21 protein-coding genes are annotated in these 23,927 nt (G+C 69.4%); 4 read left to right on the top strand and 17 right to left on the bottom strand.

The genetic code is table 11. The features are described from left to right. Window positions 1-101: 101 nt before the first annotated feature. The 5 genes from WC969_00190 to WC969_00170 form a co-directional block, all read right to left on the bottom strand. The gene (locus WC969_00190; protein MFA6028245.1) at window positions 102-1,637 is read right to left on the bottom strand and encodes a hypothetical protein; all 1,536 of its coding nucleotides are present in this window, start codon (window positions 1,635-1,637) and stop codon (window positions 102-104) included. A gap of 112 nt (window positions 1,638-1,749) precedes the next feature. Beyond that, entirely contained in the window at window positions 1,750-3,117 is a 1,368-nt protein-coding gene (locus WC969_00185) for a TrpB-like pyridoxal phosphate-dependent enzyme (GenBank protein ID MFA6028244.1), read from the bottom strand. Continuing rightward, window positions 3,101-3,415 carry a Trp family transcriptional regulator gene (locus tag WC969_00180; protein ID MFA6028243.1) on the bottom strand — a complete coding sequence of 105 codons (315 nt, stop codon included), beginning with the start codon at window positions 3,413-3,415 and terminating at the stop codon, window positions 3,101-3,103. The genes WC969_00185 and WC969_00180 overlap by 17 nt, the downstream gene beginning before the upstream one ends. A gap of 37 nt (window positions 3,416-3,452) precedes the next feature. Further along, on the bottom strand, window positions 3,453-4,640 hold the full coding sequence (locus WC969_00175; GenBank protein ID MFA6028242.1) for a phospholipase D-like domain-containing protein: 1,188 nt from the start codon (window positions 4,638-4,640) through the stop codon (window positions 3,453-3,455). 54 nt (window positions 4,641-4,694) lie between these two features. Further along, a complete protein-coding gene (locus tag WC969_00170) occupies window positions 4,695-5,879 on the bottom strand; it encodes a 4Fe-4S binding protein (GenBank protein ID MFA6028241.1) in 1,185 nt (394 codons plus the stop codon). On the opposite strand from WC969_00170, the gene WC969_00165 reads away from it, so the two are divergent. Beyond that, the gene (locus tag WC969_00165) at window positions 5,845-7,983 is read left to right on the top strand and encodes a hypothetical protein (GenBank protein MFA6028240.1); all 2,139 of its coding nucleotides are present in this window, start codon (window positions 5,845-5,847) and stop codon (window positions 7,981-7,983) included. The genes WC969_00170 and WC969_00165 overlap by 35 nt on opposite strands. 43 nt (window positions 7,984-8,026) lie before the next feature. On the opposite strand, the gene WC969_00160 is transcribed toward WC969_00165, so the two are convergent. From WC969_00160 to WC969_00135, 6 genes are all read right to left on the bottom strand, one after another. Then, a complete protein-coding gene (locus WC969_00160; protein MFA6028239.1) occupies window positions 8,027-8,323 on the bottom strand; it encodes a YciI family protein in 297 nt (98 codons plus the stop codon). After that, window positions 8,320-9,792, bottom strand: coding sequence for an AmmeMemoRadiSam system protein B (gene amrB, locus WC969_00155; GenBank protein MFA6028238.1), 1,473 nt, complete (start codon window positions 9,790-9,792; stop codon window positions 8,320-8,322). The genes WC969_00160 and amrB overlap by 4 nt, the downstream gene beginning before the upstream one ends. Next, window positions 9,789-11,045: an AmmeMemoRadiSam system radical SAM enzyme gene (gene amrS / locus WC969_00150; protein MFA6028237.1), complete on the bottom strand. Its 1,257-nt coding sequence runs from the start codon at window positions 11,043-11,045 to the stop codon at window positions 9,789-9,791. Before amrS ends, amrB begins: the two co-directional genes overlap by 4 nt. Window positions 11,046-11,181: 136 nt before the next feature. Next, window positions 11,182-11,769: an RcpC/CpaB family pilus assembly protein gene (locus tag WC969_00145; protein MFA6028236.1), complete on the bottom strand. Its 588-nt coding sequence runs from the start codon at window positions 11,767-11,769 to the stop codon at window positions 11,182-11,184. A gap of 25 nt (window positions 11,770-11,794) precedes the next feature. After that, window positions 11,795-12,487 (bottom strand): hypothetical protein, encoded by a 693-nt coding sequence (locus tag WC969_00140; protein ID MFA6028235.1) that lies wholly within the window; start codon window positions 12,485-12,487, stop codon window positions 11,795-11,797. Beyond that, the gene (locus WC969_00135; protein ID MFA6028234.1) at window positions 12,484-12,999 is read right to left on the bottom strand and encodes a sigma-70 family RNA polymerase sigma factor; all 516 of its coding nucleotides are present in this window, start codon (window positions 12,997-12,999) and stop codon (window positions 12,484-12,486) included. Before WC969_00135 ends, WC969_00140 begins: the two co-directional genes overlap by 4 nt. Window positions 13,000-13,286: 287 nt before the next feature. Between WC969_00135 and WC969_00130 the strand changes: the two genes are divergently transcribed. After that, window positions 13,287-14,696: a tetratricopeptide repeat protein gene (locus WC969_00130; protein ID MFA6028233.1), complete on the top strand. Its 1,410-nt coding sequence runs from the start codon at window positions 13,287-13,289 to the stop codon at window positions 14,694-14,696. Between the two features lie 67 nt (window positions 14,697-14,763). On the opposite strand, the gene WC969_00125 is transcribed toward WC969_00130, so the two are convergent. The 5 genes from WC969_00125 to WC969_00105 all read right to left on the bottom strand — a co-directional run bounded on the left by WC969_00125 (window position 14,764) and on the right by WC969_00105 (window position 21,288). After that, the gene (locus WC969_00125) at window positions 14,764-16,800 is read right to left on the bottom strand and encodes a M3 family metallopeptidase (protein ID MFA6028232.1); all 2,037 of its coding nucleotides are present in this window, start codon (window positions 16,798-16,800) and stop codon (window positions 14,764-14,766) included. Then, the gene (locus WC969_00120; GenBank protein ID MFA6028231.1) at window positions 16,797-16,988 is read right to left on the bottom strand and encodes a hypothetical protein; all 192 of its coding nucleotides are present in this window, start codon (window positions 16,986-16,988) and stop codon (window positions 16,797-16,799) included. Before WC969_00120 ends, WC969_00125 begins: the two co-directional genes overlap by 4 nt. 202 nt (window positions 16,989-17,190) lie before the next feature. After that, on the bottom strand, window positions 17,191-17,931 hold the full coding sequence (locus WC969_00115; GenBank protein MFA6028230.1) for a carboxypeptidase-like regulatory domain-containing protein: 741 nt from the start codon (window positions 17,929-17,931) through the stop codon (window positions 17,191-17,193). Next, complete coding sequence (locus WC969_00110; protein MFA6028229.1) at window positions 17,931-19,685, bottom strand: GspE/PulE family protein; 1,755 nt, start codon at window positions 19,683-19,685, stop codon at window positions 17,931-17,933. Before WC969_00110 ends, WC969_00115 begins: the two co-directional genes overlap by 1 nt. A 4-nt stretch (window positions 19,686-19,689) precedes the next feature. Beyond that, window positions 19,690-21,288, bottom strand: coding sequence for a FlgO family outer membrane protein (locus tag WC969_00105; protein ID MFA6028228.1), 1,599 nt, complete (start codon window positions 21,286-21,288; stop codon window positions 19,690-19,692). Between the two features lie 128 nt (window positions 21,289-21,416). On the opposite strand from WC969_00105, the gene WC969_00100 reads away from it, so the two are divergent. Next, entirely contained in the window at window positions 21,417-22,613 is a 1,197-nt protein-coding gene (locus WC969_00100) for a YgeY family selenium metabolism-linked hydrolase (protein ID MFA6028227.1), read from the top strand. Window positions 22,614-22,630: 17 nt separating this feature from the next. Further along, a complete protein-coding gene (locus WC969_00095; protein MFA6028226.1) occupies window positions 22,631-23,644 on the top strand; it encodes an ornithine carbamoyltransferase in 1,014 nt (337 codons plus the stop codon). 65 nt (window positions 23,645-23,709) lie between these two features. On the opposite strand, the gene WC969_00090 is transcribed toward WC969_00095, so the two are convergent. Next, the gene (locus WC969_00090) at window positions 23,710-23,892 is read right to left on the bottom strand and encodes a hypothetical protein (protein ID MFA6028225.1); all 183 of its coding nucleotides are present in this window, start codon (window positions 23,890-23,892) and stop codon (window positions 23,710-23,712) included. Window positions 23,893-23,927 lie beyond the last annotated feature (35 nt).

Here is a 23,927-nt window from a genome sequence, read left to right as displayed (position 1 = left end):
CTGCAGGCAGCGGGCGAGGTCGAAGGGTGGGCGGCGACCCCGTCTCCCGGAGGCACCTGCAGGTTCCCTAAGGATCGCGGTGGGACGGCTGGTCCTGCCGTCTACCAGCCGTAGGTCGGCGTCAGGTACATGGAGTGTTGGAGTTCCTCCCTATTGGGGCGCCGGGATGGCTGGGCCGCTTGATTGACGGCGTTGCGGCGATATCCATTCATGAAATAGCCGAAGATGTCCTTGATCGCGTCGGCCTGGCTCTGGCGGGCGAGTATGTCGCCGAAGTGGAAGCCCAGATAGAACCAGGGTTCGACCGTGCCGACCTCCAAGACGATCGTGCCCCCACGCGTGAGCATGAGCAGGGACTCCGCCAAGGCGGCCTTCGCGAAGGACCGCACCAGGGAGATCACCGCTCGGGACTCCATGTAGGTCCTCTCCCAGACGTTGCTGAGATCGAGCACGCCCAGCGGGACGGCCGAACGCGCGAGGGCCTCGAGCAGGCCGCGGACGGCCTCCTCGTCGGTGAGGTCGATGGCGACGGTCTGGATATGGCCCAGGTCCGCCATCGCCTTGAGCTTCTTGAACATCCCCTCGTCGCGCACGTAGTTGACCCCGGCGAACTCCGGCGTGCGGTCCTCCGCGAGCGGATACTTCGAGGGGAGCAGCCTCGGCCGGACCTCCGCCCAGCGGTCCAGGGCGCGGCTCCACCACGAGTCCTTCAGATTGCGCCGCTGGAAATATCTCCACTTCTCCCAGGTCTCCGGGGCCTCGAGCAGCGGGAGGAGGTCCGTGAGCCCCCGCTCCTTCGCGAGGGAGACCCATTCCCGGCGGCCGGCCTTGCTCCGAAGTCGGGAGTATTCCTCCCGCGTCCGCGCAAGGCGCAGGAGAGCGATGTTCGTCCGGTCGTAGAGGATGACCGCGGGATCGAGGTCCATGAGGACGAGATGCGTGATCCCCCGACCCAGCGCCGCTCCGATGAAGCCCCGTTCCGTTCCCACCGTCATGTACGCTCCTCCGGGACTGTGCTCCAGGATGGCGCGCATGTCCTCCGGATGGCGTTCATTGGGCACGACGAAACTTCCGGAGGCCTTGGCATCGAGCGGCGGGGTCTTGAAGCGCAGGTCCCCGAGGAAAGCCTCGATGCGCGCGGACGCCTCCTTCATCCCGTCGGAATGGGCCGGTCCGGTCGGGACCGGCTGCGCGGAGAGGCCCGGCACCGCGGCGCCGTCGTCCAATGAAGGCGCGTCAGGGAGTTTCGCGGAAACCGGAGAGTCGACGGTCGTCGACGGGGTCTGGGGCGGCGCGGTCTGGATGGCCGGCAGCGCGGATCGTCCCTCGACCGAGCTCGGGACGGTCTTCAGCGCCGGTTCTTCGACGGAGTTCAGGGACGCTCCCGTGACGGCCGTGGGAACCAGAGAGGGAAGCACGGTCCCTGCGAGGTTCTTCCCTGATAAGGTGGAGCCGACGAGCGGCGCGGAGACCTGGACGGCCTGTACCGGCAGGGTCGTCGAAACACCGGTCCCGACGCGGGCGGCCTGTCCCGCGCTCAGGACCTGGGCGGCGGCCGGTCCCGCCGCGGAATGCAGCAGAACCGCGCACATCAGCGCGGCGAGCGCGTTGCGGCGGTTCTTCTCCCTGGCGGTCATCCACATCATGATAGCCGGGGAGCTCCGCGGACGCATGGGCGGCTCGGGCAGGGGAGGACGGTTTTTCGTCCTAGTCCCGCGTGTTCACAAACGGCGGGGAGACTAAACCCGCTCAGACGGCGACTTTGGGGAGCCGCTTCAGGGCCGCGTCGATCGCATCCTGCGGGTGCTCGTGGTCCGTCAGCTTCCCCGACAGGAACTTCTCGTAGGACGGCAGGTCGAAGTGGCCGTGTCCCGAGAGGTTGAAGACGATGACCTTCGAGCGGCCTTCCTCGCGGCAGCGCAGGGCCTCGTCGACGGCGACGCGGATGGCGTGGGAGGACTCCGGCGCCGGCAGGATGCCCTCCGTCTTGGCGAAGGAGAGCGCCGCCTCGAAGCAGGGGCGCTGGGGGACGGCGCGGGCCTCGATGTGTCCCTCGTGGACGAGCTGGCTGACGAGGGGGGAGGCGCCGTGGTAGCGCAGGCCGCCCGCGTGGATGCCGGGCGGCATGAAGTCGTGGCCGAGCGTGTACATCTTCATGAGCGGCGTCATCCCCGAGTTGTCCCCGAAGTCGTAGGCGTAGGTCCCCTTCGTCAGGGTCGGGCAGGAGGACGGCTCGACCGCGATGACCCGCGTCTTCGTCTTCTTCTTGAAGTTGTCGCCCAGGAAGGGGAAGGCGATGCCGGCGAAGTTCGAGCCGCCTCCGTGGCAGCCGATGACGAGGTCGGGGCCCTCCCCGAACACCTCGAGCTGGCGGCGCGTCTCCAGGCCGATGACCGTCTGGTGCAGGAGCACGTGGTTGAGGACGGAGCCGAGCGCGTACTTCGTGTCCTCGCGGCGCACCGCGTCCTCGACCGCCTCGGAGATGGCGATGCCGAGCGAGCCCGGGCACTGCGGGTCCCGCTCGAGGATCTTCCGCCCGGCCTCGGTGTCCCGGCTCGGGCTGGGGACCACCTTCGCGCCCCAGGCCTCCATCATCAGGCGCCGGTGCGGCTTCTGATCGTAGCTCACCCGGACCATGTAGACCTTGACCTCGATGCCGAACATCGAGCCGGCCAGGGAAAGGGCCGTGCCCCACTGCCCGGCGCCGGTCTCCGTGGCGATGCGGCGAGTGCCTTCCTGCTTGTTGTAGTAGGCCTGCGGGACGGCGGTGTTCGTCTTGTGGCTCCCTGCCGGGGAGGTCCCTTCCCACTTGTAGTAGATGTGCGCCGGCGTCCCGAGGGCCTTCTCGAGACCGAGGGCGCGGACGAGGGGGGTGGGCCTCCAGATCTTGAGGATATCCCGCACCTCCTCGGGGATGGGGATGAGCCGCTCCCGGGAGACCTCCTGTCCGATGAGCGCCATGGGGAAGAGGGGGGCGAGGTCCTGCGGCCCGACGGGTTTCCCGGTGCCGGGGTGGAGCACCGCCGCCGGCGGCACGGGCATGTCGGCCTGGATGTTGTACCAGTGGGTCGGGAGCTCCGAATCCGGCAGTACCACCTTCCTAAGGACGTCGGACATGGGGGGGCCTCTTTTCGGGGGGGATGCGGGCGAGCGGGCCGTCCGTCTTCTTGAGCTCCCGGGAGCCGCGGGTGATCTTGCAGAGGGAGACGCCCAGGCGGGCGGCGATCTCCCGCTGCGTCATCCCCGCCCTCAGGAGACGCACGATGCGCCAGCGCGAGCCGATCTCGGCGTACTCGTCGGGGGTCAGGAGCTGGCGCAGGAAGTCGTGGATGAAGCGTTCGTCGCGGCTGGCGGCGAGGAGCCGCGCGAGCTCGCGCATGGAGGCCTTGCCCGAGTCCGCCGGTCGTCCGCGCATGTTTCTATTAAAAGAAACATCCGGTCCGCTTGTCAAGCTAGCGCCGGGGCTTGGGGTAGGCCTTCCCCGTGTCGATGGGCTGCGCGTAGGCGCAATCCCAGAGCTGCCCGTGCAGGGCCCGGGCGCGGGCGGCGAGCGCCTCGTCCTTCACGACGACCTCGAGGTTGCGCGAGTCGTCGAGGTATCCGCCCTTCCAGTTGCTCGTCCCCAGCCAGAGGGCCTTCCCGTCGAGGACCATGTACTTCGCGTGGACGACGCGCGCGTAGGGGATGTAGCCCCCCGCCGCTTCGGGGAGCGTGACGATCTTCACCTGGACCCCCGGCACGAGCGAGAGACTCTTGAGATGCTCGACGGCGGGGTAGTCGGTGTTCCAGTTCGAGACCAGCAGCTTCACGGAGACTCCGCGGGTCGCGGCCAGGCGCAGGGCGTTGTCGATGGGCGCATAGAAGCGCTTCTTCCCGTCGAGCGGGGCGTAGTCGAGGAGCTGGACCGCGACCTCCTTCTCGGCGGCGCCGATGAGGCGGACGAGCTCTCTCTCGGAGTCGCCGACGCCGGGCGGGTCGAAAGGCCACGGGCTCGCGACGAGGTAGGCGCGCCGGTCGGTCTGCGCTTTCGGCCGGGAGCGCTGGAGGGGCGCGACCGGCTTGCCGGCGGCCACGCGCTCGTACGCCTTCCAGTCCTGCGCGAAGACGGCCGACATCTGTCCCAGGATGCGGGGTTCGCTCACGCGCAGGCCGAGCTCGTGGATGTGCTTGAGCGAGCGCCAATCGAAGTTCTGGCTTCCGAGGTAGCCTTCTCTTCCGTCGACGATGAAGTACTTCGCGTGGGTGATGCCTCCCTTGCTGATCGCCGAGAAGTCCTGGACCCTCAGCTCGAGGTTCGGGATCTTCCGCAGGAGCTCGAAGCCCTCCAGGGAGTTCTCGGCCATCTTGCGCTCGGCGATGAAGCGGATCTTCACGCCGCGCTCTCCGGCCTTGCGCAGCGCCTCGATGGAGGGCTCGAGCGGCTCTCCGGGCGCGTTCACGATGTAGAACTCGGAGATGTCGATGCTCTTCTTCGCGGAAGCGAACATCTCCGGCCAGACCTCGGCGGCCGTGCGCAGGTCCCCGGGGGAGAGCGTCGTCTCGGCGGGGATCGAGCAGACGAGCTCGAAGCCCGGGACCTGAAAGGCGGACCAAGCGGGGAGGGGAAGCAACATGAGCGTCATCAGGAGGGCGGGTTTCATGGCAGTTTCCTCATTGTCCTCCCCCACGGGGAGGGCAGGGTGGGGGAGCGCGTCTCATCTCACCCCTCCGGCGAAGACCAGGGAGAACAGCGACCGCACGGCGGCCGGCACGAAGAGCGCGCCGACCGTCCCGCCGACGACGAGGGCGCAGAAGACGAAGACGGCCCGGGCGTCGAGCAGCGACGCCCAGCCGCTGCCGCGTCCCCGCAGCGCGCGGCCGAAGACCGTGTAGCCGATGCCGGAGGCCGCGCAGGCGTCCATGCACGAGCCGCAGCGGCAGCAGTAGGGGAGTACCTCCGGCGGGGCGCCCTCCCGGCGCGCGAGGGAGAAGGTCGGGCAGGCGTCGACGCAGGCGCCGCAGGCGGTGCAGGCCTCGGGCGCGACGCTCACGCGGAAGGGGTTGAGCCGGCCGAAGAAGGCCTGCCAGGCCCCGAAGGGGCAGAGGAGGCCGCAGAAGGTGCGCTTGCCGGTGAGCAGCGGCAGTCCGACGAGGAAGACGAGCCCCGCGCAGAGCATCAGCGCGAGCTGGAGGCGCCGGGTCGCGCCGTCGGGATCGAGGAAGGCGGTCGTCATCTTGAGCGGGCAGAGCCAGAGGCAGAAGACCGGGAGCATGCTCGAGAGCGAGACGAGCAGGAGGAAGACGAGCAGGGCGGCGGGGAAGTCGCGCAGGCGGCCGGGGACGGAGCGCCAGCGCAGCAGGGGGCGGGGAAGGAGCCGGCTCAGCGCGTCGTCGATGCCGCCGTAGAAGCAGACCCACGAGCACCAGGCCTGCCCGAGCGCGAGCGTCGCCAGCAGCCAGAGCGCGCCCAGCGAGAGCGGGCCCCAGGCCTTCCAGCTCCCGCTCATCCAGGCGAGGTACTGCTGGTAGAGCGTCCCCAGCGCGGTGGAGGCCATCGCGATGTGGCAGTAGGGGACCTCCTGCGGCGACTCGGAGAGGAAGAGGCGCCCGGTGGCGAGGAAGAGTTCCGCCTTGAAGCGCACGAGGAAGCCGAGCGCGACGGTCGCGAAGAAGAGCGCTCGCCAGCGCGCGACCCGGCCGCTGCGCAGGATGAGCGCGCCGATGGCCCCGGTGTAGAGGGCCCAGAGGGCGGAGGCGGCGGCGGAGGGGGAGAGGGGGCGCGCGAAGAGGAAGACGGGGACGGCGACGAGGACCCCGAAGACGAGCGATGGGAGGAGGTCCCTGCGTTTTTCTATGCTATCGCCGATGTCCATGCTCGCCGCGGCCTTCGGGGCCGTCACCCTTCTCTCCCAGACCTATGCGCTGCGCGAGATCTGCGGCCTCTTCCTGGGCCACGAGAGCTCGCTCGCCCTCGCGCTCGCCGGCTGGACCTTCTGGTCCGGTCTCGGCGCCGTGTGGGCCCGCCCGCACCCCACGGCACCGGCCGAGAGGAGCACGACCCCGGCCGGCTCCGCGAAAGGGCCGAGGGTCGGTGCGGCCGCCGCGCTCGCGGCCTTCTGCGCCTGCGCCGCGCTGACCCTGCCGCTCGCGCGGGCCGCAGCCCTGCTCGTTGCGACCGGAGGCCTGCCCGGGCTCTTCGCCGTCCTGTCGCTGAGCGTCCTGCTGAGCGCCCCCGCGGGCTTTTGGGCGGGCGTCTTCTCCGCCGAACTCCTTTCCGGCACGCCGGAGGACTCGACCGCATTCTACATCTTCGAGGCGGCGGGGGCATGCGCGGCGGGACTGCTCCAGGCCTTCGTCCTGGCCGGGCGCGTACGGGCCGCCGACGCGGTCTGCGGGGGGGCCGCGCTCCTGCTCGTCTTCGGCGCGTCGTTCGGGCTGCTGCGCGGTTCGCGAAGGAGCGCGGCGCTCTATCTCATGGCCCTCTCGCTCGTCGGCGGCGCATGGTCGCAGGATGCGCGCAGCCGGCAGTGGCGCTATCGCGGTCTGCGCGTGGAGAAGGAGGTCGAGACGCCCTATGGACGCGACGCCGTCGCGGCGCTCGGGGATCGGAAGGTCTTCCTGGAGGACGGCTTCGTCACCGCCGACTATCCCGACGACGCGGCCCAGGAAGAGCTCGCGCATCTCCCGCTGCTCGCGCATCCGAAGCCGGGGCGCGTGCTGGTCCTGGGGGTTCCGGGCCTGCTGGCCGCCGGGCAGATCCTCGGGCACCGGCCGGAGCTCCTGGAGTACGCAGACCCCGACGCCGCGCGCTCGACGCTCGCTCTCTCCCTTCTTCCCGCGGCCCTGCGCGTACGCGTCGTCGTCCGCACCGAGGACCCTCGGCGCCTTCTGCGCGCCTCCCCGGGCGTCTACGATGTCATCTTTCAGACGGTCCCCGAGCCCGTCAACGCCGGAGCCAACCGTCTCTTCACCGACGGCTTCTTCCGCGAGGCCCGCGCGGCGCTGCGTCCCGGAGGCCTGCTCGCCTTCTCTCTTCCCTCTTCCGAGACCTATCTCGCGCCCGAGGAGGCCTACCTGGCGGCCTGCGTCCTCAAGACCGCGCGCGAGGCCTTCCCCGCCTCCGCGCTCGTCCCGGGGAGGAGGATGCTCGTCCTGCTTTCCGAGAAGCCGTTCGAGCTCACGCCGGAGGCGCTGGGACGGCGCTGGGAGCGACGCGGGCTCAAGGCCCGCGCGCTCGTGCCCGGCGTCCTGCCGGTCCTGCTCCATCCCGAGCGCCGCGCGTGGCTGGAGCGCTCGCTCGCCGGGGTGCGGGCGGTCGCCGTCAACCGCGACCTCTTTCCGCTCGCCTACTTCCACGCCTGGCGGGTCTGGCTCTCGAAGTTCGTCTCGCCCGGCTATCTGCTCGGCCTCGCGGCCCTGGCCCTCGCCCTCCTCTGGGCGCTCGGGCGTCTCTGGGCGCTGCGCGGCGACTGGCTCGATAAGCCGGCGCTCGCCTTCGTCTTCGCACTCGGCTTCTGGGGGATGGCGACGGAGTGCGCTCTGGCCCTGCTCGCGCAGTCGGCGCTCGGGAACCTGCATCGGGTCATGGGCGCGGTGTTCGCCGCCTTCATGCTGGGGGCGGCGCTCGGCTCGGCCGCCGGGCGGCGCATGAAAGGGGCCTGGGGTGGCGTCGTCCTGCTCGCCGCGGCCGCGGCGTGTTCGGCGGCCCTGGCGCGCGCGGCCGGGACGCTCTCGCTGCTCGAAGGCGGGTCGGGCCTGACGGTCTTCCTGCTCCTGCAGGGGGGCGCGGGGCTGCTCGTGGGGGCTGCTTTTCCGGTCGCGCTCGCGCGAGGAGAAGCGCCCGCCGCGGAGCTCTACGGGAACGACCTCTGGGGGGCCAGTCTCGGGGGGCTGCTCGCGGCCGCGGTCTTCATCCCGCTCTTCGGCTTCCGCTGGACGCTCGTCGTCGCGGCGCTGCCCTGTGTCCCCGCCGTCTTTTTGGAGCTGCTCCGCCGCCGGAAGTAGTCTATCTCAGCTCTATCGGGAATCCCCGGCAGGGGATTCCCGATCAGAGAAGGTAGCGGTTCTCCCGGTTGGCGAGCTCCCAGGTGCGGAGCTCGTAGGACTCGAATCCCGACTTCACGAAGGGGTCGCTCTCGGCGATGCGCCGGGCCTCGTCGGCCGAGCCGGCCTTCACCACGACCATCCCTCCTTTGAAATCCTTGAAGGGGCCGCAGAGCACGAGCTTTCCGGCGTCGTCCAGATCTTCGAGATGGGCGACATGCTTCTCAACGAGCGTCTTCGTGATGAGCTCCGGCTTCTCATGGCGCATCAGGTACGCGTAGACGAGCGGTCCGTCGCTCATTCTGCCTCCTCGATGACTCCGACGGTGAAGACCCGGAGCTCGGTCTGCGGGTCCTTCCAGCAATCGCGCGGCAGACCCGCCTTCTGCGCGCAGAGCTCTCCGAGGAACTCCGCCTTGTCGGGTATCCCCTCCCAGACCTGCGGCAGGAAGAGCCCGGAGCGGCGGCCCTGGCTCAGGATGACGCCGTGCTTCTTCGGCACGACGCTCGCGTGGCTCGGGACCTTCCGCGAGGGGGAGAGCAGGGAGACCTCGAAACGGAGCTTCGGGAGCTCCTCCTTCGTCACCGGCGGGAAGCGATGGTCCTCGAAAGCCGCCGAGTACGCGCCGTAGGCCACGGCGTCCTGCAGGGGCATGCGCGCCTCGACGGTGCCGATGCATCCGCGCAGAGCGCCTCCCTCGGTGAGGGTGACGAAGGCGGCGGCGGGCTGGTTGAGGACGGGGTCCTCGGAGAGAGAGGGCGCGGGCTTCCGGCCTTCGACGCCCTCGGAGACGACCCGGCGGGCGAGGGCCAGCAGCGCGCTCTTGTCCTTCGGCGTCAGGGGGATGTCGGAGGGCGAGGGCTTGCCCGTCCGCACGAAGGCCATGGCGGCGTAGCCCACGGTGCGGTCCTTGTCGCCGATGCCCGGAGTCTCTCCGGAGTTCGCGTAGCGCAGCAGCGTCCCGCGGTCCGCGCCGAGGGCGCGGGCGGCGGCGAGGCCCGCCAGGAGGCCCGCCTCCCCGCAGTAGACGGTGTCGAGGCCCTTCTCCCCGCGGCTCATCAGGATGCGGTTCGCGAGCCGGAAGTAGTCGGGGTCCATGCGCTCGAGGGCGAGCAGGGTGCTTCGGTCGACCCGGGACGCGATTCCGGCGGGAGGGTAGTGGGAGAGGTCGGAGGAGACCACGATGAGCGCCTTGCGGCCCTTGAGCGCGCGGCCGAGCGCGCGCCCGACGCGCAGGGCGACCTCGGGGTCCTCGGTGTTCATGACGATGGGGACGAGCTTGAAGCCCTTCTGGAGACGCCGGACGAGGAAGGGGAGCTGGACCTCGATGGAATGCTCGCGCGCGTGCGCCTCGGGCATGTCCTTGAAGAGCGGGTCCTTGAGGAGGAGGCGGTTCACCTCGTCGTCGACGGGGACCGTCCCGAGCGGGGTCTCGAAGGGCCCGCCCGCGTAGAGCGCGGCGCCGGGGACCCGGACCGTGTGGGCGGCGCCGAGCACCACGACCGTGTCGTAGGCGTCGGCGACGGCGCGGTAGCCCGTCGCGGCGACCGGGGCGGAGTAGGCGTAGCCCGCGTGCGGGACGAGGAGGGCGACGACGGGGCCCGGCAGCTTCCCGGGCGCCGGGGCTTTCGCGAGGTAGCCGTCGACGGACTTCGCGAGCAGCATCGGGTCGCCGGGGTAGAACCCGTCGGCGACCGCGCACTTGCGGGGCGCGGCCGAGGCCGAAGGGAGGGCGAAGAGGAGCAGGGCGCAGAGGAGGGCGTTCGTCACGGGGTCACCACCGGGTGCGGCCTCTGTGCGGGCGTCCAGAGGCCGGGGATGCGGGTGCCGTCGAAGGGGCAGCGCCCGCCGGCGCCGGTCGCCGCGAGCAGGTTCTCGAGCACGGCGAAGCCCGCGCGGCGCACGAGGACGCGTCCGCACTTCGGGCAGTAGGTGTTCTCCCCCGGGTCGCCGGGGGCGTTGCCGACGTAGACGAAGCGCAGGCCTTCCGTGAGGGCGAGGGAGCGCGCGAGCGCGAGCGTGTCGGCCGGCGTCCCCGGCAGGTTCTGGAGGCGGTAGTTCGGGCTGAAGCGGGTGAAGAAGAGCGGGGTGTCGGCGCCGAGCTTCTCCCGGACCCAGGCGCTCAGGCGGCGCAGGTCTTCCGGGCGGTCGTTGCGGGTGGGCACGACGAGGTTGACGACCTCCGTGAGGACGCCGTACTCCTTGAGGCGTTCGAGGGTGCGCAGGACGAAGCGGAGCTCGCCGCCCGCGAAGTCCCGATAGAAGCGCTCGTCGAAGCCCTTGAGGTCGACCTTCACGACGTCCATGTAAGGGGCGAGCGCCGCGAGCGGGCCCGGCTCGATGTAGCCGCCGGTCACCATCACGTTGCGCAGACCCTTCTCCCGGGCCAGCTTCGCGGCGTCGAACATGTACTCGTAGAAGACGACGGGCTCCGAATAGGTGTAGGCGACGGCCCTCGAGCGGGTCGCCAGCGCGCCCCGGACGATCTCTTCGGGCGAGACGAAGGCGAGCTCCTTCTGCGTCATGCGGCCGTAGACCCCGCCGTCGCCCGCGCGGAAGAGCTCGAGCCCCGCGGGGACGAGCGTGCTCGGCGGGGACTGCTCCGGCCAGGCCTGGGAGATCTCCCAGTTCTGGCAGCCGGTGCAGCGCAGGTTGCAGCCCGCGGTGGCCAACGAATAGACCCAACTCCCGGGCTCGAGATGGAAGACCGGCTTCTTCTCGATGGGGTCGACGTGGACGGAGACCGGCTTGCCGTAGACCAGCGTCTTGAGCTCGCCGCCGACGTTCATGCGCACGCGGCAGCGGCCGCGCCCGCCCTCGGGCAGGAAGCACTTGAAGGGGCAGAGCCCGCACTGCACGCCGTTGCAGACGGGGCGCCAGAAGCGGGCCTCACGGACCCAGGGGTTCTCGGCGGAGGCGAGCCGCGCGAAGGTGGCGGGCGGGGGGAGGCGCGAGACGAGCAGGCCGAAGGCGAGCGCGAGGGAGACCGGGACGAGGGCCAGCAGCGGCGTCAGGAACCCCACGCCCGGAGTCTATAAAATAACTCCCCCTCTCCCGCCACGCCGGGCGCCCGGACCATCAGGCTCCTCAGCGCGTCCGGTCCCGGCACTATCAGCGCCGGTGTGCCGGCGAGGGGAGAGGGGGGGTGAGGGGAAACTCTTACTTGAAGAGTTTCCGGAAGCTCGCCATCTCCATGGGGTGCATCTCCGTGTCGCCCCGCGAGCGGATGGAGATGTGGATCTGCCCCTGCATGATGCTCAGCGCGGCGTACTGCGCCTCGTTGGGGTTGAGCAGGAGCTCCACGATGCCTTCCTTGTCGTCGGCCTTCGTCGGCTTCTGCACGTTCACGACGAGGACGTTCTGGAGGATGGTGGCGGTCACCTTCTCCTTGCGGTCGTCGGCCATCTTCGCATCGAAGGTCACGAGAACGTCCACGCGGTCGCCCTTCTTGAGGAAGACCACCTGGTTCGAAGAGATCGGCAGAGCCACGCCGCGATAGCCCGGATAGAGCCCGCCCTCGTCGGCGTCCGATTTCTTGAGCGGCGGATCCTGGGGCGTCTCCGGCGGCCGGACCTTCTTCACCTCGGCGCCCGCGGGGCCCACGACGGCCTCCTTCCACCCCTTCTGATCCGCGGATAGCGGGGCCGCGGGAGCCGTCTTATCCTGCGCCTTCGCGCCCTCGTCGGCCGCCCACGCGGCGCCCGAGAAGGCCAGAACGCACGCCGCCAGCATCAGCAGCTTCTTCATGACACGCCTCCTTGTTGCGATATCCTCACAGTTCCGGCTTCCCGAAGATGTCCTCGATGCTCACCGGCCGGCTCTCGAGCGCGAACGTCGCGCCTTCGAACTCCCAGACCACGGCCCTGCCGCCGTCCAGGGCCGTCTCCCGGCCCGCGACGACGGAGATCGGACTCCCGGCAACGACGGCGATCGGGCTTCCCGCGACGGCCTCGAAAGGAGACTCCCCGGCGGGAGGGCGGGTCTCGAAGGGGGTCGTGAGCGGGAGAGGCTCGAAGGGGCCCTGCGCCCCCGGCGCGGTCTCCGAGCGGAGCCGCCCCGGCAGCATCGGCAGACCCTCCGGACCTCGCGGGAAGTCCATGGCCTCGGAGGCGGGCGGGACCTCGACGACATCCGACGAGAGCGGCGCAAGCGCCGTCCGCGGAGCGCGCAGGCGGATCCTCCCGGGGAGGAACGGCATGAGGAGGAGGGCCGCGGCGCAGGCGGCGGCGAGCGCTCGCGCAGGGACGCTCAGGCCGAGGAAGGGACGGCGCTCCGTCTCTCCTCGCTCCAGCAGGCGCGCGCGCAGGGCCGAGCGGACGCGGCACTCCCGCGCCAGATCCGCGCCCGCGAGGGCGCGCGCCGCGGAGAGCGCTCCACGGTCGGCGCCGGCCCCGGGTTCCTTCCCGGACAGCACGGCCTCGAGGTCGCGCGAGAAGTGCAGCGCCTTCCGCTCTTCTTCGTTCATGCGTCCTTCTCCAGCTCCGACTGCAGCCGCTTCACGGCGCGGTGGATCAGCACGGCCACGTGACTCTCTCCGAGCCCGAGGGTCGCCGCGATGTCGCGGTTGGTGAGACCGGCCTGGAAGCGGAGCGCGAGCACGTCGCGCGTGCGCTCGTCGAGGCCCTCGAGGGCCTCGACGAGCCGGCGGCGGTCCTCGTCGTCCTCGAGGCGGTCCTCGACGCGGGGCTCGCCGCTCGGGCGCTCGAGCGCGTCGTCCAGGGAGAAGAAGGAGCGCCAGCGGCGCGCGCGGTAATGGTCGCGCACGGCGTTGCGGGCGACGGCGAAGAGCCAGGCCTCGAAGGAGCCACGCTCGGCGCGGTAGCCGGGCAGCGCCTCGAGGACCTTCTCGAAGACGCGGGCCGCGACGTCGTCGGCCTCCGCCGCGCTCGCGACGCGGCAGCGTACGTAGCCGTAGACCCGTGAGAAGTAGCGGTCATAGAGGGAGGAGAAGTCCTGCGGGGCGTCGGTTGGAGACATTCGCCGGACCTCCCTTCATCTCAGGATACGCGGCCCGGGCGGGAGTATTACAGGAGGTCCGGGCGGATTGTAATACATTAAGGGTGAGCCGTATTTGGGTTCCCTATTGCTCCCCCCCGCGGGGGGAGGCAGGTAGGGGGGCTAGCCTTCGTCTAGGGGCTCTCCCCCCTGTATGTCCCCCCGAGGGGGGACGCAGTAGGGAACTGTAGCGGGTGTGATCCTGATGGTGTAATACTTCTCCTCCAGGAGCGTATCCCGTGAAGGAGGGGGCATCCTCCGGAGGAGCCATGCCGAACATCGCCCGGTCGGCGTCCTGCATGCTTCCGCTGCTCGCGCTGCTCTGCGCCTGCCGCGAGGAGCGGAGCTGGCTCGCGAAGTCGCACGCCTCCATCGCGCTCTATGAGTCCGGCCGCTTCGAGGAGGCCCTCGTCCCCGCCGAGGAGGGCCTCAAGACCGCGCGCGAGCGCTTCGGTCCCGACGACCTGCGCACGGCCTATGCGCTCGATCACGCCGGCAAGACGCTGATGCGGCTGGGACGGCTCGCCGAGGCGCGCCCATATCTGGAAGAAGCCCTTGCCGCCAAGGAGCGGACGCTCGACCCCGCGGACCCTCGCCGGGCCTATTACCTGCTCGAGCTCGGCGAGCTCGAGGCCCGGCTCGGCGCCCACGACGCGGCGGAAGGCCTCTACCAGCGCGCCCTGGAGCTCTATCGCGGCGCCTACGGCGAGATCAGCCTGCCATCGGCCATGACCCACGCCCGCCTCGGAGCCTTGTACAGGGATTGGGGTCTCCATGAGGAAGCGGAGCGGACCCTGCGTCGCGCCGAGGCCATCAACGGGCGCCTGGAGGGGCTCGACCCCGGCGTCGCGTCCGCCGTGGACGCCTCTCTCTGCGGGATCTTCGCCGAGGATGGGCGGCTCGGCGAAGCCGGCGGCCGCTGCGCGAAGGGGCTTGCGGGCCTGCGCGTCGCGCTGCCGCCCGGGCACGCCGACATCGCCCGCGCGCTGAGCGACGAGGGTCTCTATCTGCTGCGCACCGGGAAGCCCGCGGCGGCCCGGGAGGACCTCGAGCGGGGGATGGAGGTCCACCTCCGGCATCCGGGCGGCGATCCTCTGGGCTACCTCTCCAACCGGCTCGCCTGGGCCGAACTGCTGGAGGCGGAGGGGAAGTCGGCCGAGGCCGAGGCGATCCTCGACTCCGCGCTCGCCCATTTCGAGGGCTCGCACGCGGCGGTCAAGGCGCTGCTGCGCGGCGCGGGCTTCTACGCGCGCCGGAGGCAGGAGGCGATGGCCGAGACCCTCTACCGGAGCGCCCTGCTGAAGCATGAGGAATCTCCGATGGCCGACCGGGTCGACCGGGAGGCCGCTTGGGCGGGGCTCATCGCGCTCTACGCGCGGACCGGGCGGCGGCCCGTGGCCGAGCGTCTTCTGGAGCGCGCCTGGGAGGAGCAGGTGCAGTTCCAGGGACCGAGGCACCGTGCGCTGGCCGAGGCCCTCGTCGCCTGCAGCGCGGCCAGCCTGAAGGCCGGCGATCGGCGCACGGCGCGCCGCGACCTCGAGCGGCTCGAGCGGCTCCTGGCGACGAACTTCCCGTCCCGGGACCCCTTCCGCGTCGCCGCGTCGGCCGAGGCCGCCGCCCTGCGGGCCCGGCTGGGCGTGCCGGAGGAGCCGCGTCCCGCCTCCCACCGCACTTTTTAGTCAGCAAAAAACACCCCCTCTCCCGCAACGCCGGGAGAGGGGGATGGGGGGTGCGGGGAAGCCGGCGCTATGGTTTCGTCGTCTTCGATTGCGCCGGCTTCGCGCCGATCCCGATCGCCTTGAGGAACGCGTTGTCGTCGGGCTCCCGGCCGAGGAAGCTCCTCAGGGAGACCTCCTCCCCGAGCGAACCGCCCGGCTCGAGCACCCACTTGCGGAAGTCGCGGCCGACGTCCTGGTTGAGCAGCCCCTCCTTCTCGAAGCGCGAGAAGGCGTCCTGGGCGAAGACCTCGGACCAGAGGTAGCTGTAGTAGCCGGCGTCGTAGCCCATCAGGTGCGTGAAGCTCGTCTCCGGCATGACGCCCGCGGGCATCGGGATGAGCGCGATCTCCTTCATGAGCTTGCCGTAGAGGGCCGTCGTGTCCGCGACGTCCTGCGTGTGCAGGGTCAGGTCGTAGGTCGCGAAGAAGTTCTGGCGCAGGTACTTGAGTCCCGAGTCCACGGTCTTCGCGGCGATCATCCTCCGGATGATCTCCTTCGGCAGCTTCTTCGCGCGGTCCTTGTAGAAGCCCGACATGCGGTCGAGCACGCCCTCGTCCCAGACCCAGTTCTCGAACATCTGCGAAGGGGTCTCGACGAAGTCGCGGGCCACCGAGACGCCCGAGAAGCGCTGGTACTTCGCGTGCGTCAGCGTCATATGCATGAGGTGGCCGAACTCGTGGAAGAGGGTCTCCACGGCGTTGTGATCCATCAAAGACGGCTTGTCGGCGGTCGGCTTGTCGAAGTTCGCGACCATGGAGCTCGAGGGCTTCGAGTAGGAGCCGTCCGGCAGGACGCGTCCCTGGATGAGCGTGAAGGCGGCCGCGTGCTTGTACTTGCCCTCGCGGGGGTAGAGGTCCATGTAGAAACGGCCGAGGTCCACGCCGGTGCGCGAATCGCTGACCGCGTAGAGCTTGACGTCCGGATGCCAGGCGTCCGATGGCACGACCTCGGTGAACTTCACGCCGAGGAGCTCCTGGTACACCTTGAGCATCTGGTCGATGACGAGGTCCACCGGGAAGTAGTCCTTGATGACGTTCTGGTCGACCTGGTACTTCGTGCGCATGAGCTTCTCATGGTAATAGCGCCAGTCCCAGGGCTGGAGGATCCCGTCCGACTTCGGGCCTTCCTCCGCCTTCTTGAGGGCGAGGAGCTCCTTGAGCTCGGGGCGGGCCTTCTCGTAGAGGCGGGTCCGCAGCCGCTCGAGGAAGGGCATGGCGCGCGAGACGCTCCCCGCCATGCGGTCCTCGAGGACGAAGTCGGCGTGCGTCTTATAGCCGAGGAGGCCCGCGGCTTCCTTGCGGAGCTTGAGGATCTCGGCCAGGCGCGTCTTGTTCTTCTCGCCGCCCCGCATGTTGAACTTCTTGTAGAGGAGCGCGCGCGCTCCCGGGTCCGTCGCATTGTCGATGAAGGGGAAGAAGTCCGGGTAGTCGAGCGTCACCTTGTACTTGCCGTCGACGACCTCGAGGCGCTTGACCATGTCCTCGGGGAGGCCGGCGAGCTGGGCCTTCGTGAAGAGCGCGAAGTCCTTGGTCTCCGAGACCTCCTTGGTGAAGTCGTTGGAGAGGGAGACGAGCTTCTGGCGGATCTCGCGGAGCTTCGCGCGCTCGGCCGGGGGCAGGTCGAGGCCGCTGCGCTTGAAGTCCATGAGGGTCTTCTCGACGAGGCGCGCGTCCTCGCCCGCGAGGATCTCCCGGCGGTCGGCCGCGGCCTTGAGGACCTTGAAGAGGTCCTCGCGGGTGTAGACCTCGACGAAGTACTTGGAGATGTCGGTGTCGCACTCCATCCCGGCGTCGCGCACGGCTTTCTCCGTCGAGACCTGGCCGAGGAACATCGGGACGGCGGCCTCGTCGCTGAGGTCGGAGAGGGCGTCCGAGAAGCCGACGATCGCGTTCTGGAAGGTCGGGGCTTTGAGAGCGGCGAGGTCTTTGAGCCGGGACTCGGCCTTGGCCTTCGCCGCCGAGCAGGCGCCGGCCAGCGTGCTCGAGGAGAGCTTGAAGTCGAGCGGATACGCGTAGAGCCGTCCCGGCAGGACGGCGAGAACGGCGAGCAGCAGGCACTTCTTCATGATGCGCGGCTCCCGGCGTCGGCGACGCCTTTATTCCCGTACTTGTCCTTCCACGCACGCCAGGCAGGGCACCAGGTGCCGTGCCACTCCATCGCCTTGCCGAACCAGTGCGACGGGTTGTCCCGCGCGAAGCGGCACATCGTGCAGCCGTCGCAGTGGTCGGCCAGGAAGTCCTTCAGTCGGCGCATGAGGGCATTCTCACAAATAGGACGGGGCCGCGCAACGGCGTTAGAAGCCATCCGGAAATCCCGTTGATACGCGAAAACGTGGATTTCGCGCCTACGGCTAGGCGGGAGGACCGCAGCGTACTGGAGGTACGCAGCGGTCCGAGCAACGACGCCGGAGACCGAAAGCCGCGTTTGCAGGCGCAGCGGGGTTCCTGGATGGCTTCTAGGGGAGAAGGGCGAGGTCGTACTTCAGGCGGTCCTGGGGGGCGGCGAGGTTGACCGGGACGTGCAGGACCTTCGAGACGCGGGCGAGCTCGGCGGCCTCCTCACGGTGCGCGCGGCTGCGGTCCTTGTAGGAGAGCCCGGCGTCCTCCAGGTAGCCGTTGCGGTAGCGCGTCCCGGAGACGCTCACCCGATAGCCGGCGTCGGCGAGGCCCGGGACCGTCAGCGAGTAGACGCCCCGGGCGTCGGTCCGGGTCGTGAAGACCTTCCCGGTCTCGGGGTTCTCGAGCGAAAGGGTCAGGCCCGCGACGGGCGCGAGGGTGAGGAGGTCGTACGCCTCCCCGTGGATCGTCCAGCGCGCGGGGAGCGGGGGGCGGGTCTTCTCCCCGTCGCCCGGGAGGGAGGAGAGGGGCGTCGTCCTCTCCGGGCCGGGAAGGCTCCGCGCGTCCTCCGGGACGCTCGGGGGAGCGGCGGGCGCGGGGACGGACGCCGCGGCGCGCTCCGGCGCCTTCGCGGGACGCGCCGCGAACGGGCTTTCGACGAAGCGGAAGCTCTTGAACGCGAAGGGGGCGATCGCGGCGGCGACGGCGAGCCAGAGGAGGAACTTCCAGTTCGTCTTCGGCTTGTCCGAGACGCGCAGGCCGGCGATCATCTCCTGGCGCGTGCGCTCCCGCATGCAGACCTCGCAGCGGGTCGCCTGGGGGTCGAGTTCGGACTTGCAGGCGGGACAGAGGACGGGCATCAGGCCGTGGTGTTCGTGAGGACCTCGTCGACGCTCGTGATCCCCTGGAGGACCTTGCGCCAGCCGCTCGCGCGCAGGTTCCACATCCCGGAGCGCCAGGCCGCTTCCTTCAGCTTCGAGATGCGGCCGCGCTCGGCGACGATGATCTCCTTCATCTCCGGGGTGACCCGGTAGACCTCGTAGATGCCGATGCGCTTGCGGTAGCCGGTGCCGGAGCAGCGCTCGCAGCCCTTGGCCTTGTAGAAGGGGAGGTCCTTCGGGATCGACGCGGCGTCGAGCGAGGTCTCCTTGAGCACCTGGGCCATGAGCGCCGCGTCGGGGGCGTAGGCGACCCTGCACTCCCTGCAGAGCACCCGGACCAGGCGCTGGGCGGCGACGAGGGCGAGCCCGTCGGCGAGGAGGAAGGGCTCTATGCCCAGGTCGAGGAGGCGCGCGGCCATCGACATGGCCTCGTTGGTGTGCAGCGTCGAGAGGACGAGGTGCCCGGTGAGAGCCGCGCGCACGCAGATCTCGGCGGTCTCCTGGTCGCGGACCTCGCCGACGAGGATGACGTCCGGGTCCTGGCGGAGGAAGGAGCGCAGGGCCGAGGCGAAGGAGAGGCCGATGCCGGGCTTGACTTCCACCTGGGTCAGGCCCTTGAGCTTGATCTCGACGGGGTCCTCGATCGTCATGAAGTTGAGCGAGGGGGTCTTGATCCTGCTCAGGATGGTGTAGAGCGTGGTGGTCTTGCCGGAACCGGTCGGGCCGGTCAGGAAGATGAGCCCGTGGGGGAGGCTCGCCGCCTCGAGGAAGTCCCTCTTCTGGCGGTCCTCGAGCCCGATCTTGTCGATGTCGAGCTCCACGGCTTCCTTGTCGAGCAGGCGGAGCACGACCTTCTCGCCGTACGCCGCCGGGCACACGGAGACGCGGATGTCGATGGGGCGGTCCTGGAGGGTGATCGTGAAGGTCCCGTCCTGGGGGAGGCGCCGCTCGGCCACGTCGAGGCGGGCGATGACCTTCAGGCGGGAGACGACCGAGAGGAACACGTCGCGCGGCGGAGGGGTGCGCTCGAAGAGCATCCCGTCGATGCGGAAGCGGAGGATGGGCTGGTCGTCGAAGGTCTCCAGGTGGATGTCCGAGGCCCGCTCGGCCACCGCCTGCTTGAGGATGGCGTTGACGAACTGCACCGAGGAGGCGCCGCGCACCCCGATGATCGTCTTGTCGAGGTCCAGCTTGCTCGCGGTGACGTCGACCTGCCCGGAGCCGGAGTGGGGGTCGGCGGCGCCCGGCGAGGCCGCCTGGGAGTCGATGGTCTTGTCGATGAGACCGGTGCGCGCCCCGTAGAGGGCGTCGATCTCGCGCAGGATCTGGGAGCGCGTCGCCACGAAGGGCTGGATCTCGAAGCTCGTCAGGACCTTCAGGTTGTCGACGACCATGAGGTCCTCGGGCTCCGCGAGCGCCACGGCGAGGATGCCGTTGTCGAGGAGGAGCGGCAGGACGAGGTGGTCGCGGGCGAAGGCCTCGGGCACGATCTTGTCGAGGTTCTGGCCCGGCTCGAAGCTCAGCAGCTTGTTGGCGGTCGAGGCGAAGGCGATGCCGAGCTTGTCGGCGATCGCCGCCGCCACGGCCTCCTCGGAGGCCAGCCCTTCCTTGACGACCGCCTGGGCGAAGGTCCAGTCGTTGAGGCGGGCCCTCTTCTCGACGAGCGCGCGCTGCTCGGCGTTGAGGACGCCCTTCTTGACCAGGATGTCGCCGATCTCGGGCTTGCCGAACATGGTCTCAGTTCTTGAACTTGAAGCCCTTCTTCGCGGCCTGGGTCCGCACGGCGCCCAGCACGGCGGCGTCGAGGGTGGAGCCTCCCTTGCCCGCGAGTTCCTTTTCCTTCTCGGCGACGTAGCGGCGGCGCTCCTCGCTCAGGCGCTGGATCTTCGTCTGCAGCGCCTTGCGCTCGTCGGCCTTCTTCTGGATGTAGGCTTTCCGGCCGGCTTCGTCGAGCTTCTGCATCTCGGCGGGCAGGTCCTCGGCCTTCATGTCGGACTCCTTGAGCTGGCCCGAGGCCACGGCGCTCACCGCGTCCCAGGACGCGGCGGCGCCCGCGTATTGGGGGGCGGCGGCCTTGAAGGCGGCGCGCTCCATCGCGGCGCCGCGCACGGAGGAGAGCGCCTGGTCCTGCGCTTCCTGCTTCACCTTCGCCGCGCGTCCGCCCGCGCCGTAGGGGATGTAGGTCCCGTTGAGCTCGCCGTTGAGCTTGAGGATCTCGTCGTCCTGCGGGGCGGCGATCTGGGCGACCCGGACGTTCTGGTCGATGTTGCTGAACTCTCCGCCGCCGAGCTCGGCGCCGGCCTTCCACATCGTCGCCAGACCCTGCGGGCGGTCGCCGCAGAAGACGGTGTTGACGGCGATGCCTTTGCTCTGCGCCTCGGCGGCCGACGCGCGGAAGTCCGTCGGGCCCTGGGTGAAGGGCTCGTTGCCGGCGATGAAGATGACCTTGTAGACGTCGGCGTGCTTGTCCCACGTGAGGTCGGCGACCGCGCGGCGGAGGACCTCTCCGCAGAACTCCTGTCCGCCGTTGGTCTTGAGCGCGAAGAGCTTCTCGGAGATGTTGTCGAGGTCCTTCGTGAACGGCGAGACCTGGCGGATCCAGTTCTCGGACTGCCCGAGCCCGTCGTTGCCGTACTCGTAGAGCGCGACCTGCACCTCGGGGCTCCCGCTGCCCTTCTCGGCGCGCGCGAGCTCGTTGACGATCCTCCAGAGCTGGGTGCGGGCCTGGTTGATGAGGCCGTCCATGCTCGAGCTCGTGTCGAGGAGGATGGCGAGCTGGACGAGCGGCTTTCCCAGCAGGGGGCCGGTCGGGGTCGCGGGCGTCTGGACGGTCGTCCCGCCCTGCCGGACCGGGGCGTCGGTCCAGGTGCGCTCGATCTGCGTCTGGGCCGCGGCGAGGATCTTGCCGGTGCCGGTCTCGATGACGCGGGCGTTGACCTCGGTGCGGTCCTTGGGGAGGTCGTTGAGCGTCCCGGTGACGATCGCGCTCACGCCGAGCACCTTGCCGAGCTCCTGGGTGGTCTTGGAGTCGAGCACGCCGGCGGCCTCGAGCTTGTTCTCTTCGAGGAGCTTCGTCAGCAGGCTGCGCTCGACGACCTCGACGCCGCCGCCCTGGACGAGGAAGGTGGTGAGGCGCTCCTGGACGATGTTCGAGCCGCTGCTGGTGCCTCCGCCGACGTAGGAGAAGCTCAGGACCGCGACCTTCTTGTCGGGCTGGTCCTTGAACGCCTTCTGCAGCTTGTCGGAGAGCTTCTTGAGGGGTTCGGCGGCGCCGGCCTGGGCGGCGAGCAGAACGGCGGCGAGGACGGCGAGCGCGGCTCGGCTGAAAAGCTTCATCGGACCTCCGGGTGCGGTCGTCCCGGATTCTTCCATAATACGCCCCGGGGTTCAATCCCGCGCCCTTTGCGCAAAACCCGTCCAAGATGTAGAATCGCGCTGACGCCTTTCTTTTTCAGGAGACTATCATGTTCAACGCCGACCTCCTCCGCCGCAAGGTCCGCAGCTACGAAAAGGACATCGTCCGCTTCGCCCGCGCCATCGTCGCAACCCCCAGCTTCTCCGGTCAGGAAGGCGCCCTCGTGCGCCTCATCGCCAGGGAGATGAAGAAGGTCGGCTTCGACGCGGTCCAGGTCGACCGCATGGGCAACATCATCGGGCGCATCGGCAAGGGGAAGACGAAGATCATGATGGACGCCCACATCGACACCGTGGGCATCGGCGACAAGAGCGCCTGGAAGTGGGACCCGTTCAAGGGAAAGTACCAGAACCGGACCATCTACGGCCGCGGCGCCACCGACCAGAAGCTCTCCATGGCCTCGATGGTCTACGCCGGCAAGGCGATCAAGCAGCTCGGGCTCACGGGCGACTACACCCTCTGGGTCGTCGGCTCCTGCCTCGAGGAGGACTGCGACGGCCTGCCGCTGCTCCACCTCATCGAGAAGGAGGGCTACAAGCCCGACTTCGTCGTCATCACCGAGCCCACCGACCTCAAGGTCTACCGCGGCCACCGCGGCCGCATGGAGATGAAGGTCGTCACGAAGGGCCGCTCCTGCCACGGCTCCGCTCCCGACCGGGGCGACAACGCCGTCGCCAAGATGTCGCCCATCGTCGCGGAGATCGAGGCCCTGCGCCCGAAGCTGAAAAAGGACCGCTTCCTCGGCCAGGGCACGGTCTGCGTCACCTGCATCGAGTGCAAGACGCCGTCCTTGAACGCGGTGCCCGACGAGGCCACCATCTACCTCGACCGGCGCCTCACCGCCGGCGAGACCCTGAAGAGCGCCGTGCGCGAGATCGAGGGCCTGAAGTCGGTGAAGAAGGCCAAGGCCAAGGTCCACGTCCTGCACTACGACGCGGTGTGCTGGACCGGGCTCAAGGTCGGGCAGGAGAAGTACTTCCCGACCTGGGTGCTCCCCGAGAGCCACAAACTCGTGAAGGCCTCCGTGAAGGCGGGACGCGACGCCCTGAAGAAGACCCCGGTCGTGGACAAGTGGACCTTCTCCACCAACGGCGTGGCGAGCGCCGGCCGGCTCGGCATCCCGACGATCGGCTTCGGCCCCGCCAACGAGGTCTACGCCCACACCGTCAACGAGATGATGCCCGTCGACGACCTTTTGAAGGCCGCGGTGTTCTACGCCGCGCTGCCGCAGTATCTGCGCAAATAAAACCGGAGGCCGAGAACATGCAGAGCATGCTGAGAGGGAAGGACTGGATCGAGACCGTGGACTGGAGCAAGGAGGAGCTGGAGACCGTCCTCCACACCTCCTGGAACCTGAAGCAGCGCTTCGCGCTCGGCGAGCCGCACCGCCTGCTCCAGGACAAGACGCTGTTCATGATGTTCTTCGAACAGTCCACCCGCACCCGCAACTCGACCGAGGCCGGCATGACGCAGCTCGGCGGCCACGCGCACGACCTGACTCCGGACAAGATGCAGATCTCCCACGGCGAGACCCCCAAGGACACCGGCAAGGTGCTCTCCCGCTACGGGCACGGCATCGCCATCCGCAACTGCTTCTACGGCGTCGGCAACAAGTACATCCGCGAGGTGGCGGAGCACGCGACCATCCCGATCATCAACCTCCAGTGCGACGTGGACCATCCCTGCCAGTCCATCGCCGACCTCATGACCGTGCGCGAGAAGTTCGGCAGCAACCTCAAGGGCATGAAGTTCGTCATCTCCTGGACCTACGCGCCCGCCTACGCGCGGCCGCTGTCGGTGCCGCAGGGCCTCATCACGCTCATGCCGCGCTTCGGCATGGACGTCGTGCTCGCCCACCCCAAGGAGTTCAACCTCATGCCGCGCACCGTCGAGGCGGCGAAGAAGTTCGCCAAGGAGTCGGGCTCCAAGTTCAGCATCACCCACGACATGGACGAGGCCTTCAAGGGCGCGACCGTGCTCTATCCGAAGTCCTGGGGCTGCCACCAGTACCTGGCCGACCAGGGCGTGCCGGAAGAGGACAAGAAGCGCGTCGGCATGGACATCCTCAACAAGTACAAGAAGTGGGTCTGCACCGAGAAGCGCATGAAGCTCGGCAAGAAGGACGCCGTCTACATGCATCCGCTCCCGGCCGACCGCGGCGCGGAGGTCGAGGACGCCGTCATCGACGGCCCGCAGAGCATCGTGTTCGACCAGGCGGAGAACCGCCTCCACACCGTGAAGGCCATCCAGTCGTTGACCATGGGTGGACGCCCCTGAAGTAGATACGGCACAAAAGGAACGCCCCCCGGCGACGAGCCGGGGGGCGTTCCTTTTGTGGGTGTCTAGAACGGGATGAGGACCTGCGGGCAGGCGAGCGCGGGCGGCTCGGCGACGGGCTTGGTGATCGTGCGGCCGTCGGGGCAGGAGTACACGCACTGGTCCTTCACGATGTCCTTGAGCGTGCAGACCGTGAGGCCGGCGGTCGTCGCAGCGGCGGCCGCGGCGGTGAAGGGACGGATGTTCATGGGCATTGCCTCGCGTCCGCTTCCGGGCGGACAGC

The sequence above is a fragment of the Elusimicrobiota bacterium genome (genome assembly GCA_041660925.1).
Taxonomy (GTDB): domain Bacteria; phylum Elusimicrobiota; class Elusimicrobia; order UBA1565; family UBA1565; genus JBAZUV01.
This window is presented reverse-complemented; position numbering and strand designations above follow the sequence as displayed.